Below are 23669 nucleotides of genomic sequence, written 5' to 3'. Positions count from 1 at the left end.
TAAAAGAGAGCGGATTATCAATGTTGTCGAAGTCTAAGCTTCACCGTATATAGTAACCTTAATGCGCTCTTTTGTTCTTTCTGATTAATAATTAAAACTACCTATTTTAATAGAAATCAAACTTAAGTCGAATATAATTAATTGTTAGGTCACTGCCGACTTACGAAAATTTCGTTGGAATTTTCTATCTGTGATTAGTTTGCTAATTTTAAGGCTTAACCAGGCAACGAATCATATACTTCGAATGTTATATGCCATTTGAACACACCTTAATAGAACTAAATAATTGAAAAAAATAAACGTAAAAAAAGGAACTCTTTTACAACAAAAAGGAGAGATAAGTTCAAAGATTTATCTTGTTGAGAGTGGTTTGTTACGCAGCTATACAATCGATAAAAAAGGGAAAGAACATATTTATATGTTTGGTCCTGAAAACTGGTTAGTTGCGGATAATTGTGAACCCAATACACCTTGTCAATTATTTATAGATGCTATTGAAGACTCGATTATATATGTAGCTACAAAAGAAGAATTATTAAAAGAAGGCCCAGACCTAAATGCCTTATTAAAACGTTTAGAAACAATGCAAAATAGGATTATAATGTTAATGAGTTCAAATGCAAAAGAAAGGTATGAGCATTTTGTTAAAACATATCCAAATATTACTCAAAGAGTTCCATTAAAAATGGTAGCCTCTTATTTAGGAATTACACCTGAAGCTTTAAGTCGTGTTCGACAAGTACTTTCTCAAAAAACATAATCTAATGTCATTTCTTGATTTACATCAATGCATAGGCTTTTTAAAACTATGATTTTTGTGCCATAAAATTAAATCAAAGTATAATGACAAATCAAAAAAGAAACAAAGCAATCAATATAGTATTATGGATTGCACAAGGACTATTAGCTGTTATGTTTATAATGGCAGGTATTATGAAAGCTACTCAACCAGTAGAGGCATTAGCAGAATCACTTCCATGGGTAACATCTACACCATTAGGATTGGTAAGGTTTATTGGTATTAGTGAATTATTAGGAGGATTAGGTTTATTAATTCCATCTATTTTTAGGTTCAAACCTATATTAACTGTTTGGGCAGCTTTAGGGCTTGCATTGATAATGGTTCTAGCAGCAGGATTTCATGCAACACGAGGTGAATTTCCGAATATAGGAATGAATGTTGTTCTAATTGGTATTGCGCTTTTTATTGTTTGGGGAAGAAGTAAAAAAGCACCTATATTTTCTAAAAGTTAGTGGTTAATTAATAGTTGAATAAAAACGGCACAAAATATAGTATATAATTTACTGCTAGTTTTAACCTACTTTCGAAAATCTTCGCTGATTTTCTATTTGGTTCGTATTTGCTAAATTAGTTGCTTAACCACGCAACTAACCATAAACAAACCCGTTAAGAACCATTTTGAAAAAAAATAACATATTGAATAAATTGGTATCTTTATTTTTTTCAATCAACCAACTATGAATAAAGAATTAAATCCAGCTTTACAAAATGACATTGAGAATATTGTACAAATTGATGCTATACCTTCAATATTAAATATTATTTGTCGAACAACGGGAATGCGATTCGCTGCAGTTGCAAGAGTTACGGACGAAAAATGGATTACTTGTTTGTCACAAGATGAAATTAATTTCGGGTTGAATACGGGAGATGAATTAGAATTGAAAACTACTATTTGCAATGAAATAAGGCAACATACAAATCCTGTAATAATAGAAGAAGTTAGTAAGAGTGATGAATTTTGTTATCATCACACACCAAAACAGTATGGCTTCCAAAGTTATATTTCATTCCCAATTTACAGGAAGAACGGCGAATTTTTCGGTACGCTCTGTGCAATCGATCCAAAGCCAGCCAAACTTGATAGTAGAGAAATAAAGGATTTATTTATACTTTATACGCAACTTATTTCTTTTCATTTAGATGCAATCGAAGAATTAAACGATCTTTCAAAAAAGTTACAAGAAGAGAAACACATTGGAGAATTAAGAGAAACATTTATTGCAATACTTGGTCACGACTTGAGAAATCCAGTCGGAACTACCAGAATGTGTGCAGACATTTTATTACAAATGGAACTTCCCGAAATTGGCAGACGGCAAGCTAATACTATAAAAGCTACATCATACAGAATGCAAGGCTTAATTGATAATCTACTTGATTTTGCCAAAGGACATCTGGGCGAAGGAATAAAATTAGAACTTTCTGATAATAAATTTGCATTAAAAAAATTATTAAAACAAGTTTCAAAAGAGATAAAAACTGTCGATACAGAACACGAAATCAAATTGAATATTGATTTGGTTGATGATGTAGATTGTGATATCAATAGAATTTGTCAGCTGTATTCAAACCTTTTAGGTAATGCAGTGAAACATGGCGCAACTAACAAACCAATAATAACAGACATTTTATCACAAAACGGGATATTCTCAATTAAAGTCACGAATTCAGGCGATAAAATTTCTGATGAAAGAATTTTGAATTTATTTAAGCCATTTTTTACAACCAATGCTTCAAATAATAAGTCTGGTTTAGGACTTGGATTGTATATTTCGTCAGAAATTGCTAAAGCTCACGATGGTGAAATGAAAGTAAGTTCGACTGATGAAAAAACAGTTTTTGAATTCTCGATGCCGATAAAAAAGGTTGCCAACATTGTATATAACCAATAAATTCCCAAAAGAATTTCTACAAAACAATTGGTTTAATTTCTCAAGGAAATCCCTCTTTTTTCTAAAAAATTAGGTAATTAAGTTGTATTTGAATTCACATTAAAACAGTAAACATCAATAAGTTAATTTCAATACGCTAATTTTTATGTATTAAAAGTTAGCGTATATTTATCTATCCCCATTTTTTATCGAAACCTATTATTTATACAATTTCAGTATAAGTAAGCAGTATCTAAATAGCTGCCCTTAATAGTGTGGACTAGACTTTTTAATACACATTATTTATCTGTGAAATTTTACGTTTCGTTACCAAAAACGGCTAACAAAGGATAAAATTTTTTAGAAAAATTAGACAAAATTTAATTTCAGAAGTAAAAACTAAAAATTACTTAAAGTATGCTATTGGAGAAATTATACTTGTAGTTATAGGTATTTTGATTGCATTACATATTAATAATTGGAATGAAAACAGAAAGATGTAAGCTGAAATTATTGCTATTTATAAGCAGATTGTACTTGATTTAGCTAATGACATTGAAGAATTTTCAAGCATTATCAAATTTTATGATTCTATAAAACCCGTTTACGATGCAGTCATTTCTGATATTAGAACTATAGATTTATTAGACGATGGATTATCTCGATTAATGGCTGGAGGTCCAAGAACTAATATGAATAAAGGTGGTGTTGAACGCCTAAAATCTATCGCTTCTAAAGATAGTCTATCATTGTATTTGATTGATTTATATATACTGCTATAATTCTTAACACTTTAGAGAAAAAAAATTCTGATGAAATTTTGTTAGTTGTAAATACATTTAGAGATAACTATAGTTGGTATCCCGAATGGATAAGCAAAAGAATAACAAAAGATAATAGCAGTAAAGAACTACAAGATTATTTTGTAAATAGTCTAGAATATAGACGCTATGTAATAAGTAGTTACCAAAAAATATACAATGTTTATCTTCCAAATTTGCAATACGGAATAGTTGAATTGAAAAATTTATTGAAATCAATTAATGAACGAATAGATAAATAACGAAAGTGTTACGTGTAATATAACAAACCTCTTCCCACAATAAGTTACGCATAATAGATCGTTTAATTCCTCAAGAAATTCGGTGTCTTTTCTACAACCTTGGTTTATGTATTATAGCATTGAATACTAATATATGGAATCTGGTTAACATCCAAAATTTAATATTCATACTCTTTATGAACGAACTTCAATTGAATTCAACTAAAATAAATTTTGTTGGAGTATTTCTGAAATATTAAAATAACGTTAAAAAGTAAATTTATTATAGCATTTCCGAAGGAAGAAAAGTGATTTAGCGTCTAAAAAGGAAAACTATTTTTTTTAAAAATTCATCACTAAAAACTCTTTGATATGCGAATAGGTTTTTTATTTAGCGTACTACTTATTCCTTTTTACTTTGGGATGATTAATAGTAATATTACTACTACTGTAGTAACTTCATTTGATAAAAATAAAACTATTCCCGTATATGATTTTGAAGAATTAGAGCCTTTGCTTTATACTAATGATGATAAAGTTTACATTGTAAATTTTTGGGCTATGTGGTGTGCACCTTGCGTAAAGGAGTTGCCCGTAATCCAAGAATATAAAAAAAACAACCCAAATGTTGAAGTGTTATTAGTCAGCCTTGATTTTGCTGAAGACATTGAAACTAAACTCATACCATTTTTAGATAATAAAGGGATCACCTCTAAAGTGGTTTTATTAGATGATCCAGATGCTAATAACTGGATTGATAAAATTGATCCCACTTGGTCAGGATCCATTCCATTTACTATTGTATTTGATAAAAACAATCGTTCGTTTCACGAGCGTGCATTTAATACTATTCAAGATTTAGAAAACGTACTAATACAAACAACTAAAAATAACTAATTATGAAAAAAACCAGTTTACTTTTTATGACCGTACTTTTTTTAAGTAGTTTTTTAATAACTACTAATATTTCAGCACAAGAAAGACAAGGGCCACCGCCAAATGGTGAGCATAAAGGACCTCCAGGTGGTGGACATAATCCTGAACAAACAGAATCATTAAAGCAAATGAAAGGGTATAAAATAGGGGATACAGCAGCCTATTTTAAACTTAAGAATATTGATGGAACTATGTTTTCGCTATCAGATATTAAAAATGCAAAAGGATACATTGTAGTTTTTACTTGTAATGAATGTCCTTTCGCTAAAATGTATGAGGACCGTTTGATAGCATTACATACTGAGTATGCGCCTAAAGGTTATGCTGTAGTTGCAATTAATCCAAATGTAAGCGCAAGCAATGAGAAGGAAAGTTTTGCAGCAATGCAACAAAGAGCAAAAGAAAAGCAGTTCCCATTTGTTTATTTAGCCGATACTAAAAAGGAAGTTTTCCCTATGTTTGGAGCTTTAAGAACGCCACATGTTTTCTTGTTGGATAATGCAATGAAAGTGCAATATATAGGTACTATAGATGATAATGCTAGATCTGCTAAAGATGTAAAAGTAAAGTACGTTGAAGAAGCTATTGCATCATTAGAAAATGGAAAAAAACCAAACCCTAATTTTACTAAAGCTATTGGTTGTCCTGTAAAGGCAGACTAATTTATATTTTAATAGTTACTACTTATTAAAAGCGATTTCGGAGTTTATTCGAGATCGCTTTTTACGTTTTGATACTTTTAAATACAAATTAAAATAGGATGAGAGACTAAAATCATGTTTATCAAGAGCTACTTTCTTAATATTATATTAAAAAATCACCTTAAATGGGGATTCTCTTTTTAAAGGTGATTTTAAAAAGCTTTAATTTTCTACATTTGATATTTCGTATAAAAAATTATGGATAGTAATAAACAACTTGGTAAGTTCGCTATTGCATTATTGCTCTTTGTAGCATTAATGTTGCCTACTGCAGTGCAGTTTATTCACTCTTTTGAAGGTCACGAGCATATTGTATGTCATGATCGTACTACCCATATACATACGTCTAAAACCAAATGTGAAATTTGCAGTTTTCAACTAGCATCATTTAATTATGATATTGTTGCTTATCCAGAATTTTCACAAAAATTAATTCCAGTAAAAGTAAATGACAAGCTAACGTCGTTAGTACTTCATTCATTTACAATTACAAATAAACAGCTTAGAGCGCCACCTGCATATTCTTAATCAACAAACTTATTTATTTATGTTAATTAAGACTATTTATGCGCAACTATGTATTATTAGCATTGCTGTTATGCAGTATGCTTTCTATTTCTCAAAATTGTGACAATACACTTTCTGGTACTGTTATAGACTTGCACGATGGGTCATTGCTTTCAGGAGCATTACTTGTAGTAGCAGGAACTGAACAAGCTGTTCAAACTGATATCGATGGAAATTATACTATTTCTAATCTTTGTGAGGGAACGTATGCTATTCAAGTTTCACATCTATACTGTTTAACTAAGGGATTTACGGTTACAGTGGCGGGAAATACTACTAAAAATTTTAAGCTAGAGCACCATTTAGAAGAGTTAAATCAAGTTACTATTGCTGGTAAAGCGTATAGTGATAAGACTAAAACTTTGTTTGAAAATGCCATTTCTAAAAAGGAGTTAGAGCAATATAGTGGAGGTACACTAGGTGATGCCTTAAATAGTCTTAGTGGAGTATCGTCATTAAACACAGGGAATACTGTGGTAAAACCATTGATAAATGGACTTCACAGTAGCCGTGTGGTTATTATTAACAATGGCGTACGTATGGAAGACCAAGAGTGGGGAGCAGAGCACGCACCCAATATAGATGTAAATTCTGCAGGGAAACTAACCTTAATAAAAGGAGCGGGTGCGTTACAGTATAGCGGTGATGCCGTAGGAGGAGTTATTATTTCAGAAGCTGCTAAAGTTCCTGTAAAAGATAGCCTTTACGGTAAAACCATTTTAACTGGAGCTAGTAATGGTCGTGGAGGATCAATTAGTTCGCAACTCACTAAAACGTTTCAAAATGGATGGTATGGAACAGTACAAGGAACGGTAAAACGTTTTGGCGATTTTGAAGCGCCAGACTATGTATTGAGCAATACCGGAACTTATGAGCGCAATCTTTCAGCAAGCGTAGGGTATAACCAATTTAATTATGGCTTTGAAGCTTATTATTCACTTTTTAAAAACGAAATAGGAATATTAACAGCCTCTCATGTAGGTGGTGCACAGGATCAAATTAGAGCTATTAATAGCGATAGACCTTTGGTGATAAATGATTTTACATATGAAATTTTAGAGCCAAAGCAAGATGTAACGCACCATTTAGCCAGAATTAAAGGGTTTAAAAGGTTTGATAATTTCGGAAAAGTAAGTCTGCAATATGACTTCCAGAAAAATAACCGATTAGAGTTTGACATTAGACGTGGAACAGATAGCGAAAATGCCTCAGTAGATTTAGATTTAACGACACATACATTAAAACTTGATGTAGATACAGATTTAACTGAAAATCTAAATTTAAAAACAGGAATTTTAGCACGATCTCAAAACAATTTTGCAGATCCTAGTACGGGAGTTAGAAGATTAATTCCAGATTATGACACATATAATTTAGGGGTTTATACTATTGCAGGATATCAATATAACGATGACTTATTTTTAGAAGCGGGAGGTCGATTTGATTATACGTATATGGACGTTTTCAAATTTTACCGAACGTCTTTCTGGGAATCAAGAAATTACGACGTACTCTTTCCAGAAATTGTAGTGGAGGAATTTGATAATCAGATTTTAACTAATCCTGAGTTAAGTTTCAGTAATGCTTCGGCAACACTTGGAGCGACTTATAATTTTAACGAAGAGTACAAGTTATTTTTTAACTATGCTTTAGCCTCAAGAGCACCTAATGCATCAGAGTTATTTAGTGAAGGGTTACATCATTCGGCTTCCCGAATTGAATATGGCGATTTGCAATTTAACTCTGAAGTAGGTCATAAAGTAACACTAACATTTCAGCGGGAAAATGATGTATTTGGTTTTTCAGTAAATCCATATATTAATACCATCAACAATTTTATTGTTATTGAACCTACCGATGTGCAACAAACCATTAGAGGAAATTTTCAAGTTTGGGAATACAGGCAAACCAATGCACAATTGCTAGGTGTTGATATAGATGCCAATTATAAGTTTGCTGAAAATTTCAACTTTAAACATCAGTTTTCATTGGTAAAAGGCTATGATCGCACACGCGATGAAGCATTAATTAACATGCCGCCTGCTAGTACTAAAAATGAAATAAGCTATCAACATCCTACATTCCATAACCTGTATGTAGCCTTACAAAGCGAATATGTTTTTCGTCAAAACGAATATCCTAATAACAATTTTGAAGTGTTTATTCCGGAGACCGAAACTATGGAGCTTGTAGATGTCAGCACTCCGCCAGACGCTTACCACTTGCTCAATTTTAATTCGAGCATAGACTTTAACATAAATAAAAAATCAATTGCCACCGTAGGATTTAGAGTGACCAATTTGATAAATACATCCTACAGAAATTACTTAAACCGTTTGCGATATTATGCAGATGATTTGGGTAGAAATTTTTTACTTAACATTAAAATTAATTACTAAAAACTAAGATTTAAAATTATGAAAAATATCAAATTATTAGCTACTGCACTTTTTGCAACCGTATTATTTGTCTCTTGTTCAAGCGATGACGATGCTACTCCAGAAATTGTTAATGAAGAGGAAATAATAACAACTTTAACAGTAACACTTTTACCAACTAATGGCGATACTCCAGTAGTGCTACAAACACGTGATCTAGATGGCGATGGACCAAATGCACCTGTAGTTACAGTTTCAGGAAACTTAACTGCTGGTTTGAGCTATAACGGATCAATCGTACTTTTAAATGAAACAGTAGACCCAGCCGAAAATATTACAGAAGAAGTAGAAGAAGAGGCTGAAGAACACCAATTTTTCTTTACGACGGGAGGTGACTTAGATGTTACAACTAGCTACTCAAACTTCGATGAAAATGGAGATGAATTAGGAACTGAATTCGCATTAACGGCTAATACTGCAAGCACAGGAACATTAACATTTACATTACGTCACGAACCGGTTAAACCTACAACTAGTTTAACTGATGCTGGTGGTGAAACTGATATTGCAGCAACGTTTACGCTTACAGTAGAGTAGCTTTTTTATTATTAAATTATAGATTGCCCTTTATAGATTTACTGTAAGGGGCTTTTTTATGCGGTTAATAAAAAGAACGCTTTCGCGGAAATTTTAAGCATCGAAGTCTGTTATTTTATATTAAAGTTTCGCTAATCATTCAGCGCTACTTGGTAGATTTTAGTAATTTTATTTTTAAACAAATAACTTATGAATTTTCACACACGTAAATGGATAAAACCCGAAGACCTTAACCCTAATGGCACTTTGTTTGGTGGGCGACTACTTGAATGGATTGATGAAGAAGCAGCCTTATACGCTATCATACAGCTTGAAAACTCGCGTACAGTCACAAAGTATATGAGTGAGATAAATTTTAGAAGTTCGGCTAAAGAAGGTGACATTATTGAAATAGGTATTAAGCCTACTAAATTCGGAAACTCTTCGTTAACATTAGCTTGTGAAGTTAGAAACAAGATGACGCGTGAAGTAATAATTACAGTAGATTCTATAATAATGGTAAGTCTTGGTGATGACGGTAAACCTGTTGCACACGGTAAAACTGAAATTGAATATGTAAAAAATAGATTACAGGATAAATAGACAATTTGTAATTACTATTTATTAATTTCTGGTTAGAGTTTTATTTGTCTTTGTTAAGCTTTTCAAAGTCACCTCCAGAAGGGCTTTCAAAAAGTTCGAGTCCAAAATACGGTACAGCAGCAATTAAATGGTCAAAAATATCTGCTTGAATGCGTTCATAGTTTTCCCAAGTTTTATCAAAGGTAAAACAGAACACTTCAATAGGAATTCCTTTGTCAGTAGGAGGTTGATGCCTCACCATTAAAAATAAATCTTGATTGATTAAAGGGTTTTCAATCAAAAACGACTCGGCATAAATTCTAAAAATACCTAAATTAGTTTGTCGTTTTCCGTTTATAGGAATTCGTTGATCTGCTTCAACTGAGGCATTAAACTTTCGGTTTTCCTTTTCACGATGATCTATATATGGGGAAATGAGTTGGATATTCTTTAATTCGGCGAGCGTTTCCGCAGTCATAAATCTTACAGAATTCTGCTTAATATAAATAGAACGTTTAATACGTCTACCTTCACTTTCTTGCATACCTCTCCAGTTTTGGAAACTGTCTGCTATTAGGCTATAGGTTGGGATAGTAGTAAAAGTATTGTCAAAATTTTGAACACGTACTGTTGCAAGATTGATTTCGGTTACATATCCATCTGCGCCAAATTTGCTAAAGGTAATCCAGTCACCAATACGTACAATATCGTTAACTGAAACTTGTATGCTTGCAACAAAGCCTAAAATGGTGTCTTTAAATATAAGTAACACAGCTGCACTTGTAACACCAAGAGTTGCAACACTTTTTAAATCGAAATCACTTAAAAAACTAATGGTGTAAAAGATCCCAACACACCAAGCAAGTATCATTAAAACCTGAACATAACTTTGTAAGGGTTTGTCTTTATACTGCGGTTTTGTGATTGAGAAATTTTTTATGGAACGTAATACACTTCTAAAAACGAGTATTGATAATACAACCAAATAAAGGTTTAAACAAGTATCAAAAAAGTTTAAAAGCTTTGGGTATTTATCAAATAGGATAGGAGTGGAATACCAGAAAATAATAACAGGTACAAAGTGTGACACATACCGTGGAAAATTACTTTCCATTAGGTAATTGTCAAAGGTTTTTATTTCGTGAGTACCAAGTGTTTTAAATAATTGGATAATTATTTTACGTAATACTATATCTAATACTGTTGCTATAAGTCCTAAAACAGCTATCACAATTAAAATGTTCAACACATTTGCTAGTGTATCGTTCATTCCTTGAGATACGAAATACTCGTACAAAAAACTGAAATATGGAAAGATAGCTTCTAGTTTCATTATAGGTACTTTTTTTCAACGTAAAAAGGTCCAAAAGGAAGAACAGAACAAAGCACAACAATAACTAATGTTTTGAAACTCCATTCTAATTTTTTCCACATATAAACTGCACCTAATACATAAAGTACAAATAGTAAACCGTGCAAAGACCCAACTGTTTTAACCATTTGTGGCATATCCCAAATGTATTTTAATGGCATTGCTATACCTAATAATACTAAAAATGAAATTGCCTCAAGGGTACTAATTATTCTAAATGCTTTTACTTGTTTATCCACTTGTTAAATTTTTAGCAAAGATACACTTCGATAGGTTGAAATATCATTTTTAAGATATATTTATGGAACTTTCGTTTATAAAGTGATTATCTTTTCACTCGAAAAATTCAACCAAAGAAACTATTATGAAAATTATTTATTCCGCAATCCTTAGTTGTCTTGTGCTATCATTTATGGGCTGTGACAATTCAAAAAAAATGGATGGAGCAGCAGAAACTGAAGAAACTGAATTCAAATTAGACTACGAAAAATTTACCTTAGACAATGGACTTGAGGTCATTTTACATGTAGATAAAAGTGATCCTATTGTTGCCGTTGCTACGGTTATGCATGTGGGTTCAAATCGTGAAAAGCCTGGGAAAACTGGTTTTGCACATTTCTTCGAACATATGTCTTTTAATGATAGTGAAAATGTGCCCGTAGGAGCTAACCGTAAAATGATTCCAGAATGGGGAGGTAGCCGTAATGGTGGTACTTGGAGTGATGGAACTATTTATTATGAGGTTGTACCAACTGATGCATTTGAAAAAATATTATGGATTGATAGTGACCGTTTTGGGTACATGTTAAACACCGTAACTAAAGAAGCTTTAGAACGTGAAAAGCAGGTTGTGAAAAACGAAAAACGTCAGCGTGTTGACAATGCACCTTATGGTTATACAGATGAAATAATTAGAAAAAATTTATATCCGGATGGACACCCATATAGTTGGACTGTAATTGGTGCATTACCAGATTTACAAGCAGCAACACTTGAAGATGTAAAGGAATTTTATCGTGAGTATTACGGAGCGTCTAATGCATCACTTGTAATAGCAGGAGATATTGATATTACTGAAACAAAAGAATTGGTCCAAAAATGGTTTGGAGAAATACCAAGTGGTCCAGAAGTATCTGCTCTAAGCCCAATGCCAGTAAAACTTGCCGAAACAAAATCTCTTTACTTTAAAGACAATTTCGCAAAACTTCCTGAATTAAGAATGGTTTTCCCAACGGTTGAAAATTATAATAAGGATTCATACGCACTACAAGTATTAGGTCAATTATTAAGCGGAAGTAAAAAATCGGCATTATATAAAACAATTGTAGAAGAGAAAAAACTGGCTCCTAATGTTGGGTCATACCAAAACAGTAGTGAGTTAGCGGGAGAATTTATTATTAGAGTTAGAGCAAATGAAGGAGTGAAACTCGATGAAGTAAAAGTTGCAATAGATGAAGGATTACAAAACTTTGAAACAAATGGTTTTACTGATAATGAACTGACAAGAATAAAAGCCGAATTAGAAACTCAAGTTTATCAAAGTGTTGCTACGGTTTTAAATAAAGCATTTCAGTTAGTACAGGATAATGAATTTGCTGGTGATCCAGAACAAACTATTAAGGATACTGAAATAATAAAAAATCTAACACGTGAAGATATAATGAACGTGTATGAAAAATACCTTAATGGTGCTAATTATGTAATGACAAGTGTGATCCCTAAGGACACTCCAGAGTTAGCTGTAAGTAACGCAACTGAAGCAACAGTGTGGATTGAAGAAGTAGGTGCAATGGCTGCTAACGAAGAGGTGAGCCAAGGTGCAGAAGCGGTATATGATAAAACTCCATCGAAATTTGACCGTAGCGAGCCAGACTACAGAGCTGCTCCATTATTGAAAATGCCAGACGTATGGACAGGAAGTTTAGACAACGGAATGAATTTATACGGAATTGAAAATAATGAATTGCCATTAGTAAATTTTGAAATTTCCATTACTGGAGGCCACAGTTTAGACCCAGCAGGAAAAGCAGGTGTAGCTTCTTTAATGGCAGATTTAATGAACGAAGGAACTAAAACTAAAACTGCTGCCGAGTTAGAAGAAGCAATTGGACTTTTAGGATCTAGTATTTACATTAGTTCAGGATCTGAAGAAATAGCTATTAGTGGTAGCACTCTAGCTCGTAATTTTGACGCAACAATGAAACTTGTTGAGGAAATGATTTTAGAACCAAGATGGGATGAAACGGAGTTCAATCGTCTAAAACAAGAACTCATTACCTCGCTAAAAGGCCGTGAAGCAAATCCAACAGCAATTGCTGCAATCAATTTTAATAAATTGGTATATGGAGCAAATCATCCTTATGGTATTCCAACAAATGGAACATTGCAAACAGCAGAGCATATTACCTTAGAAGATGTAAAAGCTTTTTATAACAATTTGTCACCAAAAGCGGCAAGCTTTCATGTAGTTGGTTCAGTAGCTAAATCTAAAGTTGAAAACAGTTTAAGTTCATTAAACAAAAATTGGAATGGAGAACAAATAGCGATACCGAATAATCCTATTTCAGAAAACGAGATTGCTGGAAATCTATATTTTATTGATGTGCCAGATGCAAAACAGTCTGTACTTTACATAGGAAACATAGCACTTTCTGCAAACGACCCAGATGCAAAAAAGTTAGACTTTGCAAACGAAATTTTAGGCGGAGGATCAAGTGGAAGATTATTCCAAACTCTTAGAATTGGGAAAGGATATACGTATGGTGCTTACTCTCGAATTCCAAACAGAATGGACAAAGCAGCTTTTACAATTTCATCTAGCGTTCGTGCAAATGCAACATTACCTTCGTTAGAAATTATTGAAGAAATGGTTACAGATTACGGTCCAGGTTTTACAGAAGAAGATGTTGAATTAACTAAAAACAAAATTGTTAAAGCAAATACTAGAGCTTTTGAATCTTTTGGAGCTAAACTTGGAATGTTAAGTAACATTAGTAAGTATAATAAACCACTAAATTATGTAGATAAAGAACAAGCGTTGTTAGCTGAAATGTCGCTAGAAGATTTTAAAGCTACTATCAATAAGTATATGAATGAAAAAGATATGGTGTACCTTGTTGTTGGTGACAAGAAAACCCAACTTAATGAAGTTAAAAAATTAGGTAAAAATGTCATCGAACTAGATATCTACGGAAATAAAATTTAGGCAACATTTTAGAAACTATTTTAAGTCTAGGTTTTCTATTAAAACCTAGACTTTTATTTTAAAAAATCAATATAAGTGCAAGCCAATTTAAGAAAAACATCAACTGAAACAATAACAGATTCACTAGTAAATTATTACGATGAATTTCTGAATGCTATACCTCGTATTGCACTAGCTATTTTTATAATTGTAGCAGGAGTTCTTATTGCAAGAGCCATCACTAATTTTTACAAAACAAGAATCCAAAAAAAGGCAACCGATCCATTAATGGCAAGGTTTCTTGCACAAGCAATTCGTTTTGTGCTTACGTGTATTGTAATAATGTTAGCACTAAAAGCAGCAGGTTTAGATGGTGTTGCTTCAGGAGTATTAACAGCCGTAGGTGGAGGAGCGATTGTATTAGGTTTCGCATTTCAGGATATTGGTAAAAACTTTTTGGCAGGTATAATTTTAGCTTTTAATAGACCCTTTGATATCAACGATACTATAATGATCGATCCTCATTTCGGAAAGGTGAAGGCTTTGAATTTTAGGTACACACAAATAAAAACAAGTGATGGACGTGATATTTTTATCCCTAATAGCGATGTACTTACTAAACCAGTTCAGAACTATACTGCAGATGGTTTTTTTAGACACGACTTTGTTGTGGGTATTGGTTATGAAGATGATATCGAATCAGTCAAAAATATCATCTATGATATACTTTGTAAAACCGAAGGTGTTGTACAAGACGCAGATCACGAAAACTTTGTAATTGAAGAGGAATTAAGTTCAAGTACAATTAATTTAAAAGTATTCTTTTGGGTTCACACTAAGGATTACCGAGTTGCTGCAAGAGTTTTGAGAGGACGAATCATAAAAACTGTAATTGAAGCACTAATTAAAGCGGAGTTTATTCTTCCAGGAGATATCACTGAAATTAAATTATACGGAGGTCAAGAAGATTTACCATTAAAACTAAGAAAAGATCCACGAGATAGAGAACTTGATTTAGAAGAGAAAAAGCACACTAACTAACCTATTACTCACAAGGTAGTTTGTCGTTCATAGTTTCAAAACGCCAAGCTTGTTTAAAGCTGTAGTGCCACCATTCAGTTCGTACAGTTCTAAACCCTACTTTTTGCATTCCTTCACGAAGTAATTTTCGGTTGGCTAAAACTTCTGGTGTGTGATTAAAGTTATCAATATGCGATGCTCTACCAAAAAAATCGTAATCACTTCCCATTTCAACAAAACAACCATCTAATGTTACTAAAGTAATATCAACTGCTGCTCCTTTATTATGTATAGATCCTTTTCCATAAGGGTTGGCTACATAAGTTGGTCTTGGTACTTTACTCCACATAAATTTTTGCACATCTAATGGCCGGTAACAATCGTAAAATTTTATTTTATAACCAAGTTCGCAGAAATACATATTTGCTTCCAAAACAGCATCAGCCACTTCTGGTTGTAACAAACATTTAGGGCAATCGTATAAAACTTCGCCTATAAAATTATCTGCAGTTGCATATCGTATTTCATAATCAAACTCATTACCGTAAATTCCCATATCCAGTAATTGGGTTTGTAAGGGTTCAGAAGTAGAACAAAAAATGAATGCTAATATTAAAAGTACAGATTGCTTCATCTTTCAAAAATAGCACATTTAGTCCCTGCTTAAAATTTCAGAAGAAAAAATCAATAACTTTAAGGAAATCTTAATAGGGAGGGAGCATAGGAGTTTGTAATTTTAATGATTAGATAACTTAATTAAATTTGCCCGTTTAGGGATTGTATTATGTCACAATTAAAAGGAAAAGTAGCCTTAATTACAGGTGGTAGCAAAGGAATAGGATATGGAATTGCAGCGCAATTAGTTGCTCAAGGAATACACGTTGGGATTACAAGTAGGTCACTTAAAAGTGCTGAAGAAGCCGCAAATATATTAAAAGATAACGCTAAAGATGGTGCGAAAATTTTAGCACTTGAGGCAGATGTACGAAACTATGATGATCAGGTAAAAGCCGTTTTAAAACTTGAAGAAACTTTTGGACAATTAGATATTGTGGTTGCAAATGCTGGTTTAGGGCATTTTGGGAGTATTGAAGACATTACTATAGAACAATGGAATGATGTTATTGATACTAATTTAACGGGTGCATTTTATACTTTAAAATCTTCGGTAGCTTCTTTAAAAAAGAGTGAAGGTTATTATATTTCAATTTCAAGTTTAGCAGGGACTAACTTTTTTGCTGGTGGAACAGCTTATAATGCGAGTAAATTTGGCGTTACAGGTTTTACGCAAGCAGCTATGTTAGATTTAAGGCAACACAAAGTGAAGGTAAGTACTATTATGCCAGGAAGTGTATCAACGCATTTTAATGGAAATGAACCTAGCGACAAAGGTGCTTGGAAAATACAAATAGAAGATATAGGTGAGCTTGTTGTAGATTTATTAAAAATGAATCCAAGAACATTACCAAGCAAAATAGAAGTTAGACCAACTACGCCACCATCAAAGTGATTTTTTTAGTGTGGTTTCCTGCGCAAAAGTATTTGGCGTATTTTCTTTTACCCATAGTATTGCTTGATCTAAATCTTTAAAGTTTTTTAATTTAGTTTTTACAAACAACTTCTCTAACATTCCGTTAGCTAACCTAGTTTTGTTTGTACTAAGTATAGCCATACATGAAAGTTGATGTCTATTCTTAAAAAATTTAATCCAATCTTGTGGGTAAAGCGAGTATGAGTTTACTCTGTTTGAAATGTAACCGATTTTTATATCTCTACTACCGTAGAATTCGTAAATTTTCTCAATTATCTTTTTAGCAGAATCCCAATCGAAAGCAACGCCTTCAAAGATTTCACTAACTACGAAATTATCAAATATGTAAAAATTACCATCTACAGTGGTAACTTTTTTTCTGATTGCAGAGCTATATTTTGAATCTTCAATTTTAATATCTAGGGAATTTTATAATGTGTAAGTAATTTACTACAAGTTTATGAATAATAAAAGCAGTTATACGAGTTGTATAACTGCTTTTTTACGCTTTTAAACGATATTTTAATTAATTAGCAGATAGTAATGCTAAAAACTTATCTAGATTTGGTAATAACACGATACGCGTTCGTCTATTAGCAGAACGACCTTCTTTTGTATCATTTTCAGTTAATGGTAAATAACTGCTTCTACCGGCTGCAATAAGTTTTTCAGGAGAAACGCCGTATTTGTCTTGTAATGTTCTAATTACAGCAGTAGAACGTTGTACACTTAGTTCCCAGTTATCTTTCACTGACGCGCCTGGTTTAACTGTTTGAGCATCTGTATGTCCTTCTACCATTACTTCTAAAGCAGGCTCACTATTTATTACATCAGCAAGACGTTTTAAAAGTGGATTAGCTTTACTATTCACTCTATAACTTCCAGAGTTGAATAATAATTTATCCGAAATATTAATCATCACAACAGTTTCGTCAATAGAAACTTGGATATCATCTTGTGCACCACTCTCAGAAAATTGAGAGTCAAGATTTTTCTTTAAATTATATGATACAAGTAAGTTCAAAGAGTCTTGAAGAGTTTTAGCTTGCGCTAATTGATTTTGATCAACATTTGCTAGAGCCGTTTTCATTTGTTGTTTATCCTTATTAGAAAGTACAACATTTCCATATTGTTGCAATCTCGAATCGCTTAATTCCTTTAAGCTAATATTAGAATCACTTAACGATTGAATTTTAGCATTATAATTTGCAACGCGTTCTTCAATGCTTGTAAGTCTGTTTTCTAATTCTTCACGTTCTAATTCTGTTTTAGTAAGTGTAGATCGTGTGTCGTTATATTGAGACTCAAGTTCAGTGTATTTCTTTTTTGAAACACAAGATGTAAATAATAATGGTCCACAAATAAGTGGTAATACGAATAACTTTTTCATAGTATAGTTTGTTTTTTAGTTATCAATAGATAACCGTGTATTGTGTTGTTTATTTTTGCATAAATGTTATTCTTCTCATAAAGTAGTCTAACAAGTTGTTAATAGAATTTTGGTTATTTTAATTAGAAAACCTCATTAAAGCCAATTATTTCGGTGTTAAAGAGATTTTTTATAAATGTTAAATTTTAGTCTATTTCAAACCTAACCACCCAAGTACAATAAATAGTATAATAAATACAATAACAGTCCCGATACATCCACATCGACCACCGCCTATTTTTTTTGCGCCCCAAGCAGCAATTATTGCTCTAAGTATATTTTTCATAAGTACATACCGTTTTACGGATTTTAGTTTAATTAATGATTTTTCTAAATTACTATTTTATTTTGATGTAGTTCCCTCACTAGAAACAATCTGTAATTTATTCTTTCCAAAATCCATTGTACGAATAGGGAAAGGAATATTAACATCATTAGCATCAAAGTGTTTCTTAATAGTTTTAATGGCATTATGCTTTAATATGTGTGCATCTTTTCCATTTTTAGCATCTGCCCAAAAGCGAACAATGAAATTAATGGAGCTATCACCAAATTCTTGAAAGAAGAACTCAATTTCCTCGCCAGCTTCTTGTTTAAATTGATCTCCAATGATTTTTACAACAAGATCTTCTACCATTTGTAAATCACTTTCATAACCAACACCACAAGCGACTATAATTCTAGAACGTTTGGTTAATGAATAATTTGTAAATGGATTATCCACAAAAGTAGAGTTAGGTATTACCGTAAAATTATTGTCAGGACGTTTAATTGTAACGTTGCGTAAATTAATTTCAGTTACAAAACCTTTTTCATCGTTAGATTCTATCCAATCTCCAATACTTATTTTAGGTAAAAACGATAATATAAACCCGGAAACAGTATTACTCAATGTTCCTTGCAACGCTAAGCCTATTGCTAAACCAACAACCCCAGCACCAGCAAGGACAGAAGTTAATACTTTGTCTAAATCCATAACACCTAGAGCTACAAAAAATCCTATTACTAGTATTACTGCAAATACAATCTGTCCAATTATATCTTTAATAGATTGCTCTTTTACTTTTCGTAATATTAATCGCTTAACAACTTTAGATAATCCTTTTGCTAGAAAATAGAAAAGTATCATTACCAATATAGCAACAGCCATATTAGGTAGCTTTAAAATAAAGGAATCTACCCATCCATCTAATTTATCCCATAAACTGCTAACGGCATCGGTTGCTGAAATTTTACTAGCTAATTTTTCGGTACCATCTGCTATGTTTTCAACAGTATTAGTTGTTTGTTTTGGTGTGTTTTGTAACATCGTGTTATTTTAAGGTTGTACGTAAATATACCTTTAACGTGATGCTAAGAGTTTTAATAAAAACATAAAATTTGTAGAAATGACGGTACTTTAGGAGTTGTTTAACAGTTTAGTGTATTTCTTTAAGTTTTATTTTAGAATACAAAAAAAAGCAGCTAATAATTACTATTAGCTGCTTTCCCAAATAGAATATTTCCGAAGAAATTATCCTAAATATTTTTTAAGAATGTGACTCTTACTTTCTTGACGTAAACGACGGATAGCTTTCTCACGAATTTGACGAACACGCTCACGACTTAACTCGAAAGTATCACCAATTTCTTGCAATGTCATTGCAGGTTGTCCACTTAATCCAAAATTTAATTTAACAACATCTGCCTCACGAGGAGCTAATGTGTCAAGAGCACGGTCAATCTCGATCTTTAAAGATTCATGAATTAAGGCTTTGTCTGGATTAGGTGTTTCACCACTGCTAATTACATCGTAAAGGTTATTATCATTTTCACCTTCTTGGAACGGTGCATCCATCGATAAACTTCTAGATGAGTTTTTCAATGATTGTTTTACACTGCTCACAGTCATATCAAGTTCCTTTGCAATTTCAGCTGCAGAAGGTACTCTTTGGTGAACTTGCTCTAAGTGAATAGAAGCTTTTCTTATTTTATTGATATCACCAATCTTGTTTAATGGTAAACGTACCACACGAGATTGTTCTGCAATAGCTTGTAATATAGACTGACGAATCCACCATACAGCGTATGAGATAAATTTAAATCCACGTGTTTCGTCAAAACGTTGAGCAGCTTTTACAAGTCCAACGTTTCCTTCGTTAATAAGGTCACTTAAAGTAAGACCTTGGTTTTGGTATTGTTTCGCCACCGAAATAACAAAACGTAAATTCGCTTTTGTTAATTTGTCTAGTGCACGTTGATCACCTTCCCTAATGCGTTGTGCTAACTCAACTTCTTCTTCTGCTGTAATCATATCAATTTTACTTACATCTTGTAAGTAACTGTTCAATGATTTCGTTTCTCTGTTAGTAACCTGCTTGGTAATCTTGAGTTGTCTCATAGTGTAATAAAGATTTAAGGGTTTTCGAGCACGTACTTTATGCACTCTAAAAGGTTATACGTAACAACATCTATAAAAGTTACAAAAAGATTGAAAAAAAGTTATTTATTTTTTTCTTCGGAAATTTTAAGGGTTTAAAATTGTATCATATGTACACATTATATAGTCCAAGATTAAAAAAAATGATTCCACTTTTATGTTTTGTAGAAATTTGGTGTAATATTTGTTTTATGATTTCGTCTATAAATCAACATATGAAAATAGCAGTCTTTTTATTAACAATATTTATTTCAACTGTCTCTTGGGCTCAGTTTGACAATCCTTCTAACGAAACTGTAAAGTTTGAACAAATAGAGGAAGTTGTCCCAGATAATACTGCCTTAAATATTCCAGCTACATCAGTACCTGGATTAAGTGTTGATAAACCTAAATACGAACTTAAAAATGACAGGGGATTAGGGGAAGAAGATCCAAAACCTATTGGCATTAATACAGATGATGGTTTTCTAACTGTAAAGACAGATATGACACCTAAGTCATTTTTAAAAGATAAAGAAGCGACTGATGAGTATGATAGAGACCAAGCTTTAGGACAACTAAGTACTAAAGGTAGCTATGTAAATGTTGTGTATAGAGATCACCAAAGTGTAGATGGCGATAGAATAAGAGTGTATGTCAATGATGATATTGTACAAAGTGACATCTCATTAGATTCTAGTTTTAAAGGCTTTAACTTAAACCTTGTGCCAGGAAGAAATGCTATTGATTTTCAAGCATTGAATCAAGGTGATAGTGGTCCAAATACAGCAGAACTTCATGTTTATGATGATAAAGGAATTCTTATTTCTAAAAATGAGTGGAATTTACTTACAGGTAGAAAAGCAACTATATTAGTCATTAAAGAGTAAATTACAGCGCAATTTCCTTTACGTCACCAGCATCCATTGCATCTATAGTAATATTAGCAACTCTATAGCGTACTAAACGTAATGTAGGAAAACCTACAGCCGCTGTCATTTTCCTTACTTGTCTAAACTTTCCCTCCGTAATAATTATTGAAATCCAAGAAGTAGGACCGTGGCGATCATCCCTTATTTTTTTTGCACGTTTGGGTAGGGAAGGAGCAATTGAAAATAAAGTGACTTTACTTGGCAATGTTTTATAAGCACTACCTTCAACCGAAATTTCAACACCATTTTCTAGTACTTTTAAAGCAGCATCAGTAATGAGTCCATCGACTTGAACGTAATATTCTTTTTCAGTTTTACGAGATCTAATTTTAGAACTCATTTTTCCATCGGTTGTTAATAACAATAGCCCTTCACTAGGTTCGTCGAGTCTTCCTATTGCCATAGTTCCTTCGGGAAAATCCTGTAATTCTCCTAAAAATTTTTTGTTTTTTGAATGCCTATCGTTTGTAATAAATTGGCTCACCATTCCGTAAGGTTTGAAAATGGCAAAATGTCGATGCGTTTCCACGAATTAGAATTTCGGTAAAGGTATAATTTTGAATCTTTAAAAATGTTTAAGCCGAAATATGATTCATATTAAAGTTTCGGATAAAATTAACTTCCATTCTTTCTTGCAATACTCACAAAAGGGCGTATTTTTGCAGCCTTATATTTCAACCCTACCCTAATAGCATCCCGCGTAAATGAAAGATTACTTTGAAGATAGTATAGACGAAACTAAAGCTGGAAAAGATTTATATGCTTACCAGAAAGGTGCGATTGATAAAATATTTAGCGCATTTGATGAAGGAGCAGATGATTATCACTTGCTTTACCAACTACCAACAGGTGGTGGAAAAACAGTAATATTTTCTGAGATTGTTCGTAGATACCTAACGAATCATAATAAGAAAGTTCTTATTATGACACACCGTATTGAGCTGTTGAAGCAAACTTCAAATATGCTTACGGAATTTGGTGTTAAAAACAAGGTTGTAAACAGTACTGCTAATCTAGATGATCAAGATCAGTTTGTTTGTTTTGTAGCAATGGTCGAAACTCTTAATAATAGATTGCAAGATGATAAACTAGATATTAGTGATGTAGGTCTTGTAATTATTGATGAGGCGCATTACAATTCATTTACTAAATTATTCAAGTATTTCGATAAATCATTTATTCTTGGTGTAACAGCTACGCCTTTGAGTTCGAATATAAAACTCCCAATGAATGATAACTACAATGAGCTCATTGTAGGAGAAACTATTGAAAAGTTAATTGAAAACGAATTTCTTTCTGAAGCGAATACATACTCATATAATGTGGGGCTTACTTCATTAGAAGTAGGGGCTAACGGAGATTATACTGTAAAATCTTCTGAAGATTTATATACTCAAGGAGATATGCTTACTAAGTTAATGCAAGCATATGAAGAGCGTTCTAAAGGAAAGAAAACCCTTATTTTTAATAACGGTATTAATACTTCCTTACACGTTTATGATGCATTTAATTATGCTGGATATCCAGTAATGCACCTTGACAATACTGCAACAAAAAAGCAACGTAAAGCCATCTTAAAGTGGTTTCACGAAACTCCAGATGCAATATTGACTTCGGTAAGTATTTTAACCACAGGTTTTGATGAACCTTCTGTTGAATCAATAATATTAAATAGAGCTACTAAATCATTGACCTTGTATTACCAGATGATTGGTCGTGGATCACGTATTTGGAAAGACAAGCGTACTTTTGATGTAATTGACCTTGGTAATAATTTTCATCGTTTTGGACCTTGGGGAGCAGATTTAGATTGGCAACGCATTTTTAGATCGCCAAATTATTACCTCGACAATATGATGGATGACGAGGAGTTAGAAAGTTATTTCACTTATGAAATGCCTGAAGCTCTCCGTGAAAAATTTAAGAATTCAGAAGATGTTTCTTTTGATATCAAAAAAGCTTACGTAAATAGCGTGAAAGCTGGAGAAACTTCTAAGGTAATCTTAGAACGTTCAATTGCCCAACACGCATACATTTGTACTGAAAACAGTGAAGATGTTTATGATGCTTTAGAGTTAGCAAAACAGTTAGGAGAGGACATAGACTTTAGAATTGAACGTTATTCTAAGTGTATTAGTAAAAGTACACACAACTTTTTATCTTGGTTAAAAAATGATTACAGACTTAAACTGCGGAGTCACCTAAGAGAAAATTTTGATACAATATTTGAAGAGATTCACGGGCATCCACCAGTTGAGGAAGACGAATAACTTTAAATCTATATCGATTATTTTTTCTTCGGAAATATTATAGAATTAAAAAAGCTCAAACATTAAATTGTTTGA

23 protein-coding genes and 1 pseudogene are annotated in these 23669 nt (G+C 32.5%); 15 read left to right on the top strand and 9 right to left on the bottom strand.

What is annotated here, in order from left to right; translation table 11 throughout:
• The first annotated feature begins 286 nt into the window (after positions 1 to 286).
• From GBH57_RS08470 to GBH57_RS08430, 10 genes and pseudogenes are all read left to right on the top strand, one after another.
• Positions 287 to 760, top strand: a complete 474-nt coding sequence (locus GBH57_RS08470; protein ID WP_151674025.1) for a Crp/Fnr family transcriptional regulator — start codon at positions 287 to 289, stop codon at positions 758 to 760.
• Positions 761 to 843: 83 nt separating this feature from the next.
• Positions 844 to 1254, top strand: coding sequence for a DoxX family protein (locus GBH57_RS08465; protein WP_151674023.1), 411 nt, complete (start codon positions 844 to 846; stop codon positions 1252 to 1254).
• 225 nt (positions 1255 to 1479) lie between these two features.
• Positions 1480 to 2697 carry a GAF domain-containing sensor histidine kinase gene (locus GBH57_RS08460; RefSeq protein WP_151674021.1) on the top strand — a complete coding sequence of 406 codons (1218 nt, stop codon included), beginning with the start codon at positions 1480 to 1482 and terminating at the stop codon, positions 2695 to 2697.
• Positions 2698 to 3059: 362 nt separating this feature from the next.
• A pseudogene (locus tag GBH57_RS16230) lies at positions 3060 to 3176 on the top strand (DUF6090 family protein); the annotation flags it as partial.
• 914 nt (positions 3177 to 4090) lie between these two features.
• Positions 4091 to 4615 carry a TlpA family protein disulfide reductase gene (locus GBH57_RS08455; protein WP_151674019.1) on the top strand — a complete coding sequence of 175 codons (525 nt, stop codon included), beginning with the start codon at positions 4091 to 4093 and terminating at the stop codon, positions 4613 to 4615.
• A gap of 2 nt (positions 4616 to 4617) precedes the next feature.
• Positions 4618 to 5316 (top strand): thioredoxin family protein, encoded by a 699-nt coding sequence (locus GBH57_RS08450; protein WP_151674017.1) that lies wholly within the window; start codon positions 4618 to 4620, stop codon positions 5314 to 5316.
• Between the two features lie 237 nt (positions 5317 to 5553).
• The gene (locus GBH57_RS08445) at positions 5554 to 5883 is read left to right on the top strand and encodes a hypothetical protein (RefSeq protein WP_151674015.1); all 330 of its coding nucleotides are present in this window, start codon (positions 5554 to 5556) and stop codon (positions 5881 to 5883) included.
• A gap of 38 nt (positions 5884 to 5921) precedes the next feature.
• Positions 5922 to 8321, top strand: coding sequence for a TonB-dependent receptor (locus GBH57_RS08440; protein ID WP_151674013.1), 2400 nt, complete (start codon positions 5922 to 5924; stop codon positions 8319 to 8321).
• Positions 8322 to 8339: 18 nt separating this feature from the next.
• Complete coding sequence (locus GBH57_RS08435; RefSeq protein WP_151674011.1) at positions 8340 to 8897, top strand: type 1 periplasmic binding fold superfamily protein; 558 nt, start codon at positions 8340 to 8342, stop codon at positions 8895 to 8897.
• Between the two features lie 189 nt (positions 8898 to 9086).
• Positions 9087 to 9479, top strand: a complete 393-nt coding sequence (locus GBH57_RS08430; protein WP_151674009.1) for an acyl-CoA thioesterase — start codon at positions 9087 to 9089, stop codon at positions 9477 to 9479.
• A gap of 40 nt (positions 9480 to 9519) precedes the next feature.
• Here the strand turns inward: GBH57_RS08430 and GBH57_RS08425 are convergent, their stop codons facing one another.
• Positions 9520 to 10791, bottom strand: a complete 1272-nt coding sequence (locus GBH57_RS08425) for a mechanosensitive ion channel family protein (RefSeq protein WP_151674007.1) — start codon at positions 10789 to 10791, stop codon at positions 9520 to 9522.
• Complete coding sequence (locus tag GBH57_RS08420; protein WP_151674005.1) at positions 10791 to 11069, bottom strand: DUF3817 domain-containing protein; 279 nt, start codon at positions 11067 to 11069, stop codon at positions 10791 to 10793. Before GBH57_RS08420 ends, GBH57_RS08425 begins: the two co-directional genes overlap by 1 nt.
• 125 nt (positions 11070 to 11194) lie before the next feature.
• Between GBH57_RS08420 and GBH57_RS08415 the strand changes: the two genes are divergently transcribed.
• Positions 11195 to 14035 carry a M16 family metallopeptidase gene (locus tag GBH57_RS08415; protein ID WP_151674003.1) on the top strand — a complete coding sequence of 947 codons (2841 nt, stop codon included), beginning with the start codon at positions 11195 to 11197 and terminating at the stop codon, positions 14033 to 14035.
• A 75-nt stretch (positions 14036 to 14110) separates the two neighbouring features.
• On the top strand, positions 14111 to 15055 hold the full coding sequence (locus tag GBH57_RS08410; RefSeq protein WP_151674001.1) for a mechanosensitive ion channel family protein: 945 nt from the start codon (positions 14111 to 14113) through the stop codon (positions 15053 to 15055).
• Positions 15056 to 15059: 4 nt separating this feature from the next.
• Here GBH57_RS08410 and GBH57_RS08405 read toward each other — a convergent pair whose 3' ends face one another.
• Positions 15060 to 15668 carry a M15 family metallopeptidase gene (locus GBH57_RS08405; RefSeq protein ID WP_151673999.1) on the bottom strand — a complete coding sequence of 203 codons (609 nt, stop codon included), beginning with the start codon at positions 15666 to 15668 and terminating at the stop codon, positions 15060 to 15062.
• Between the two features lie 150 nt (positions 15669 to 15818).
• Here GBH57_RS08405 and GBH57_RS08400 point away from each other — a divergent pair, with 150 nt between their 5' ends.
• Positions 15819 to 16544 (top strand): SDR family oxidoreductase, encoded by a 726-nt coding sequence (locus tag GBH57_RS08400; RefSeq protein ID WP_151673997.1) that lies wholly within the window; start codon positions 15819 to 15821, stop codon positions 16542 to 16544.
• On the opposite strand, the gene GBH57_RS16005 is transcribed toward GBH57_RS08400, so the two are convergent.
• From GBH57_RS16005 to GBH57_RS08385, 5 genes are all read right to left on the bottom strand, one after another.
• Complete coding sequence (locus tag GBH57_RS16005; protein WP_161596081.1) at positions 16536 to 16706, bottom strand: hypothetical protein; 171 nt, start codon at positions 16704 to 16706, stop codon at positions 16536 to 16538. The two genes, GBH57_RS08400 and GBH57_RS16005, sit on opposite strands and share 9 nt — an antisense overlap.
• A gap of 385 nt (positions 16707 to 17091) precedes the next feature.
• Positions 17092 to 17955, bottom strand: a complete 864-nt coding sequence (locus GBH57_RS08395) for an OmpA/MotB family protein (protein WP_151673995.1) — start codon at positions 17953 to 17955, stop codon at positions 17092 to 17094.
• 190 nt (positions 17956 to 18145) lie between these two features.
• Positions 18146 to 18280 carry a hypothetical protein gene (locus GBH57_RS16285; RefSeq protein WP_262714253.1) on the bottom strand — a complete coding sequence of 45 codons (135 nt, stop codon included), beginning with the start codon at positions 18278 to 18280 and terminating at the stop codon, positions 18146 to 18148.
• A 57-nt stretch (positions 18281 to 18337) separates the two neighbouring features.
• Positions 18338 to 19303, bottom strand: a complete 966-nt coding sequence (locus GBH57_RS08390) for a mechanosensitive ion channel family protein (RefSeq protein ID WP_151673993.1) — start codon at positions 19301 to 19303, stop codon at positions 18338 to 18340.
• 204 nt (positions 19304 to 19507) lie between these two features.
• Positions 19508 to 20374, bottom strand: a complete 867-nt coding sequence (locus GBH57_RS08385) for a sigma-70 family RNA polymerase sigma factor (RefSeq protein ID WP_151673991.1) — start codon at positions 20372 to 20374, stop codon at positions 19508 to 19510.
• A gap of 254 nt (positions 20375 to 20628) precedes the next feature.
• Between GBH57_RS08385 and GBH57_RS08380 the strand changes: the two genes are divergently transcribed.
• On the top strand, positions 20629 to 21282 hold the full coding sequence (locus GBH57_RS08380; RefSeq protein WP_151673989.1) for a hypothetical protein: 654 nt from the start codon (positions 20629 to 20631) through the stop codon (positions 21280 to 21282).
• 1 nt (position 21283) lies between these two features.
• Here GBH57_RS08380 and GBH57_RS08375 read toward each other — a convergent pair whose 3' ends face one another.
• Positions 21284 to 21853, bottom strand: a complete 570-nt coding sequence (locus GBH57_RS08375; RefSeq protein WP_151673987.1) for a pseudouridine synthase — start codon at positions 21851 to 21853, stop codon at positions 21284 to 21286.
• Positions 21854 to 22028: 175 nt separating this feature from the next.
• On the opposite strand from GBH57_RS08375, the gene GBH57_RS08370 reads away from it, so the two are divergent.
• On the top strand, positions 22029 to 23594 hold the full coding sequence (locus GBH57_RS08370; RefSeq protein WP_151673985.1) for a DEAD/DEAH box helicase: 1566 nt from the start codon (positions 22029 to 22031) through the stop codon (positions 23592 to 23594).
• The last annotated feature ends 75 nt before the right edge of the window (positions 23595 to 23669 follow it).

Origin of the sequence: Patiriisocius marinus, assembly GCF_008974325.1 — a bacterium.
In the GTDB taxonomy this organism is placed as follows: Bacteria; Bacteroidota; Bacteroidia; order Flavobacteriales; family Flavobacteriaceae; genus Patiriisocius; species Patiriisocius marinus.
The sequence above is the reverse complement of the archived record's forward strand: the minus strand, read 5'-3'. Positions and strand labels throughout refer to the sequence as shown.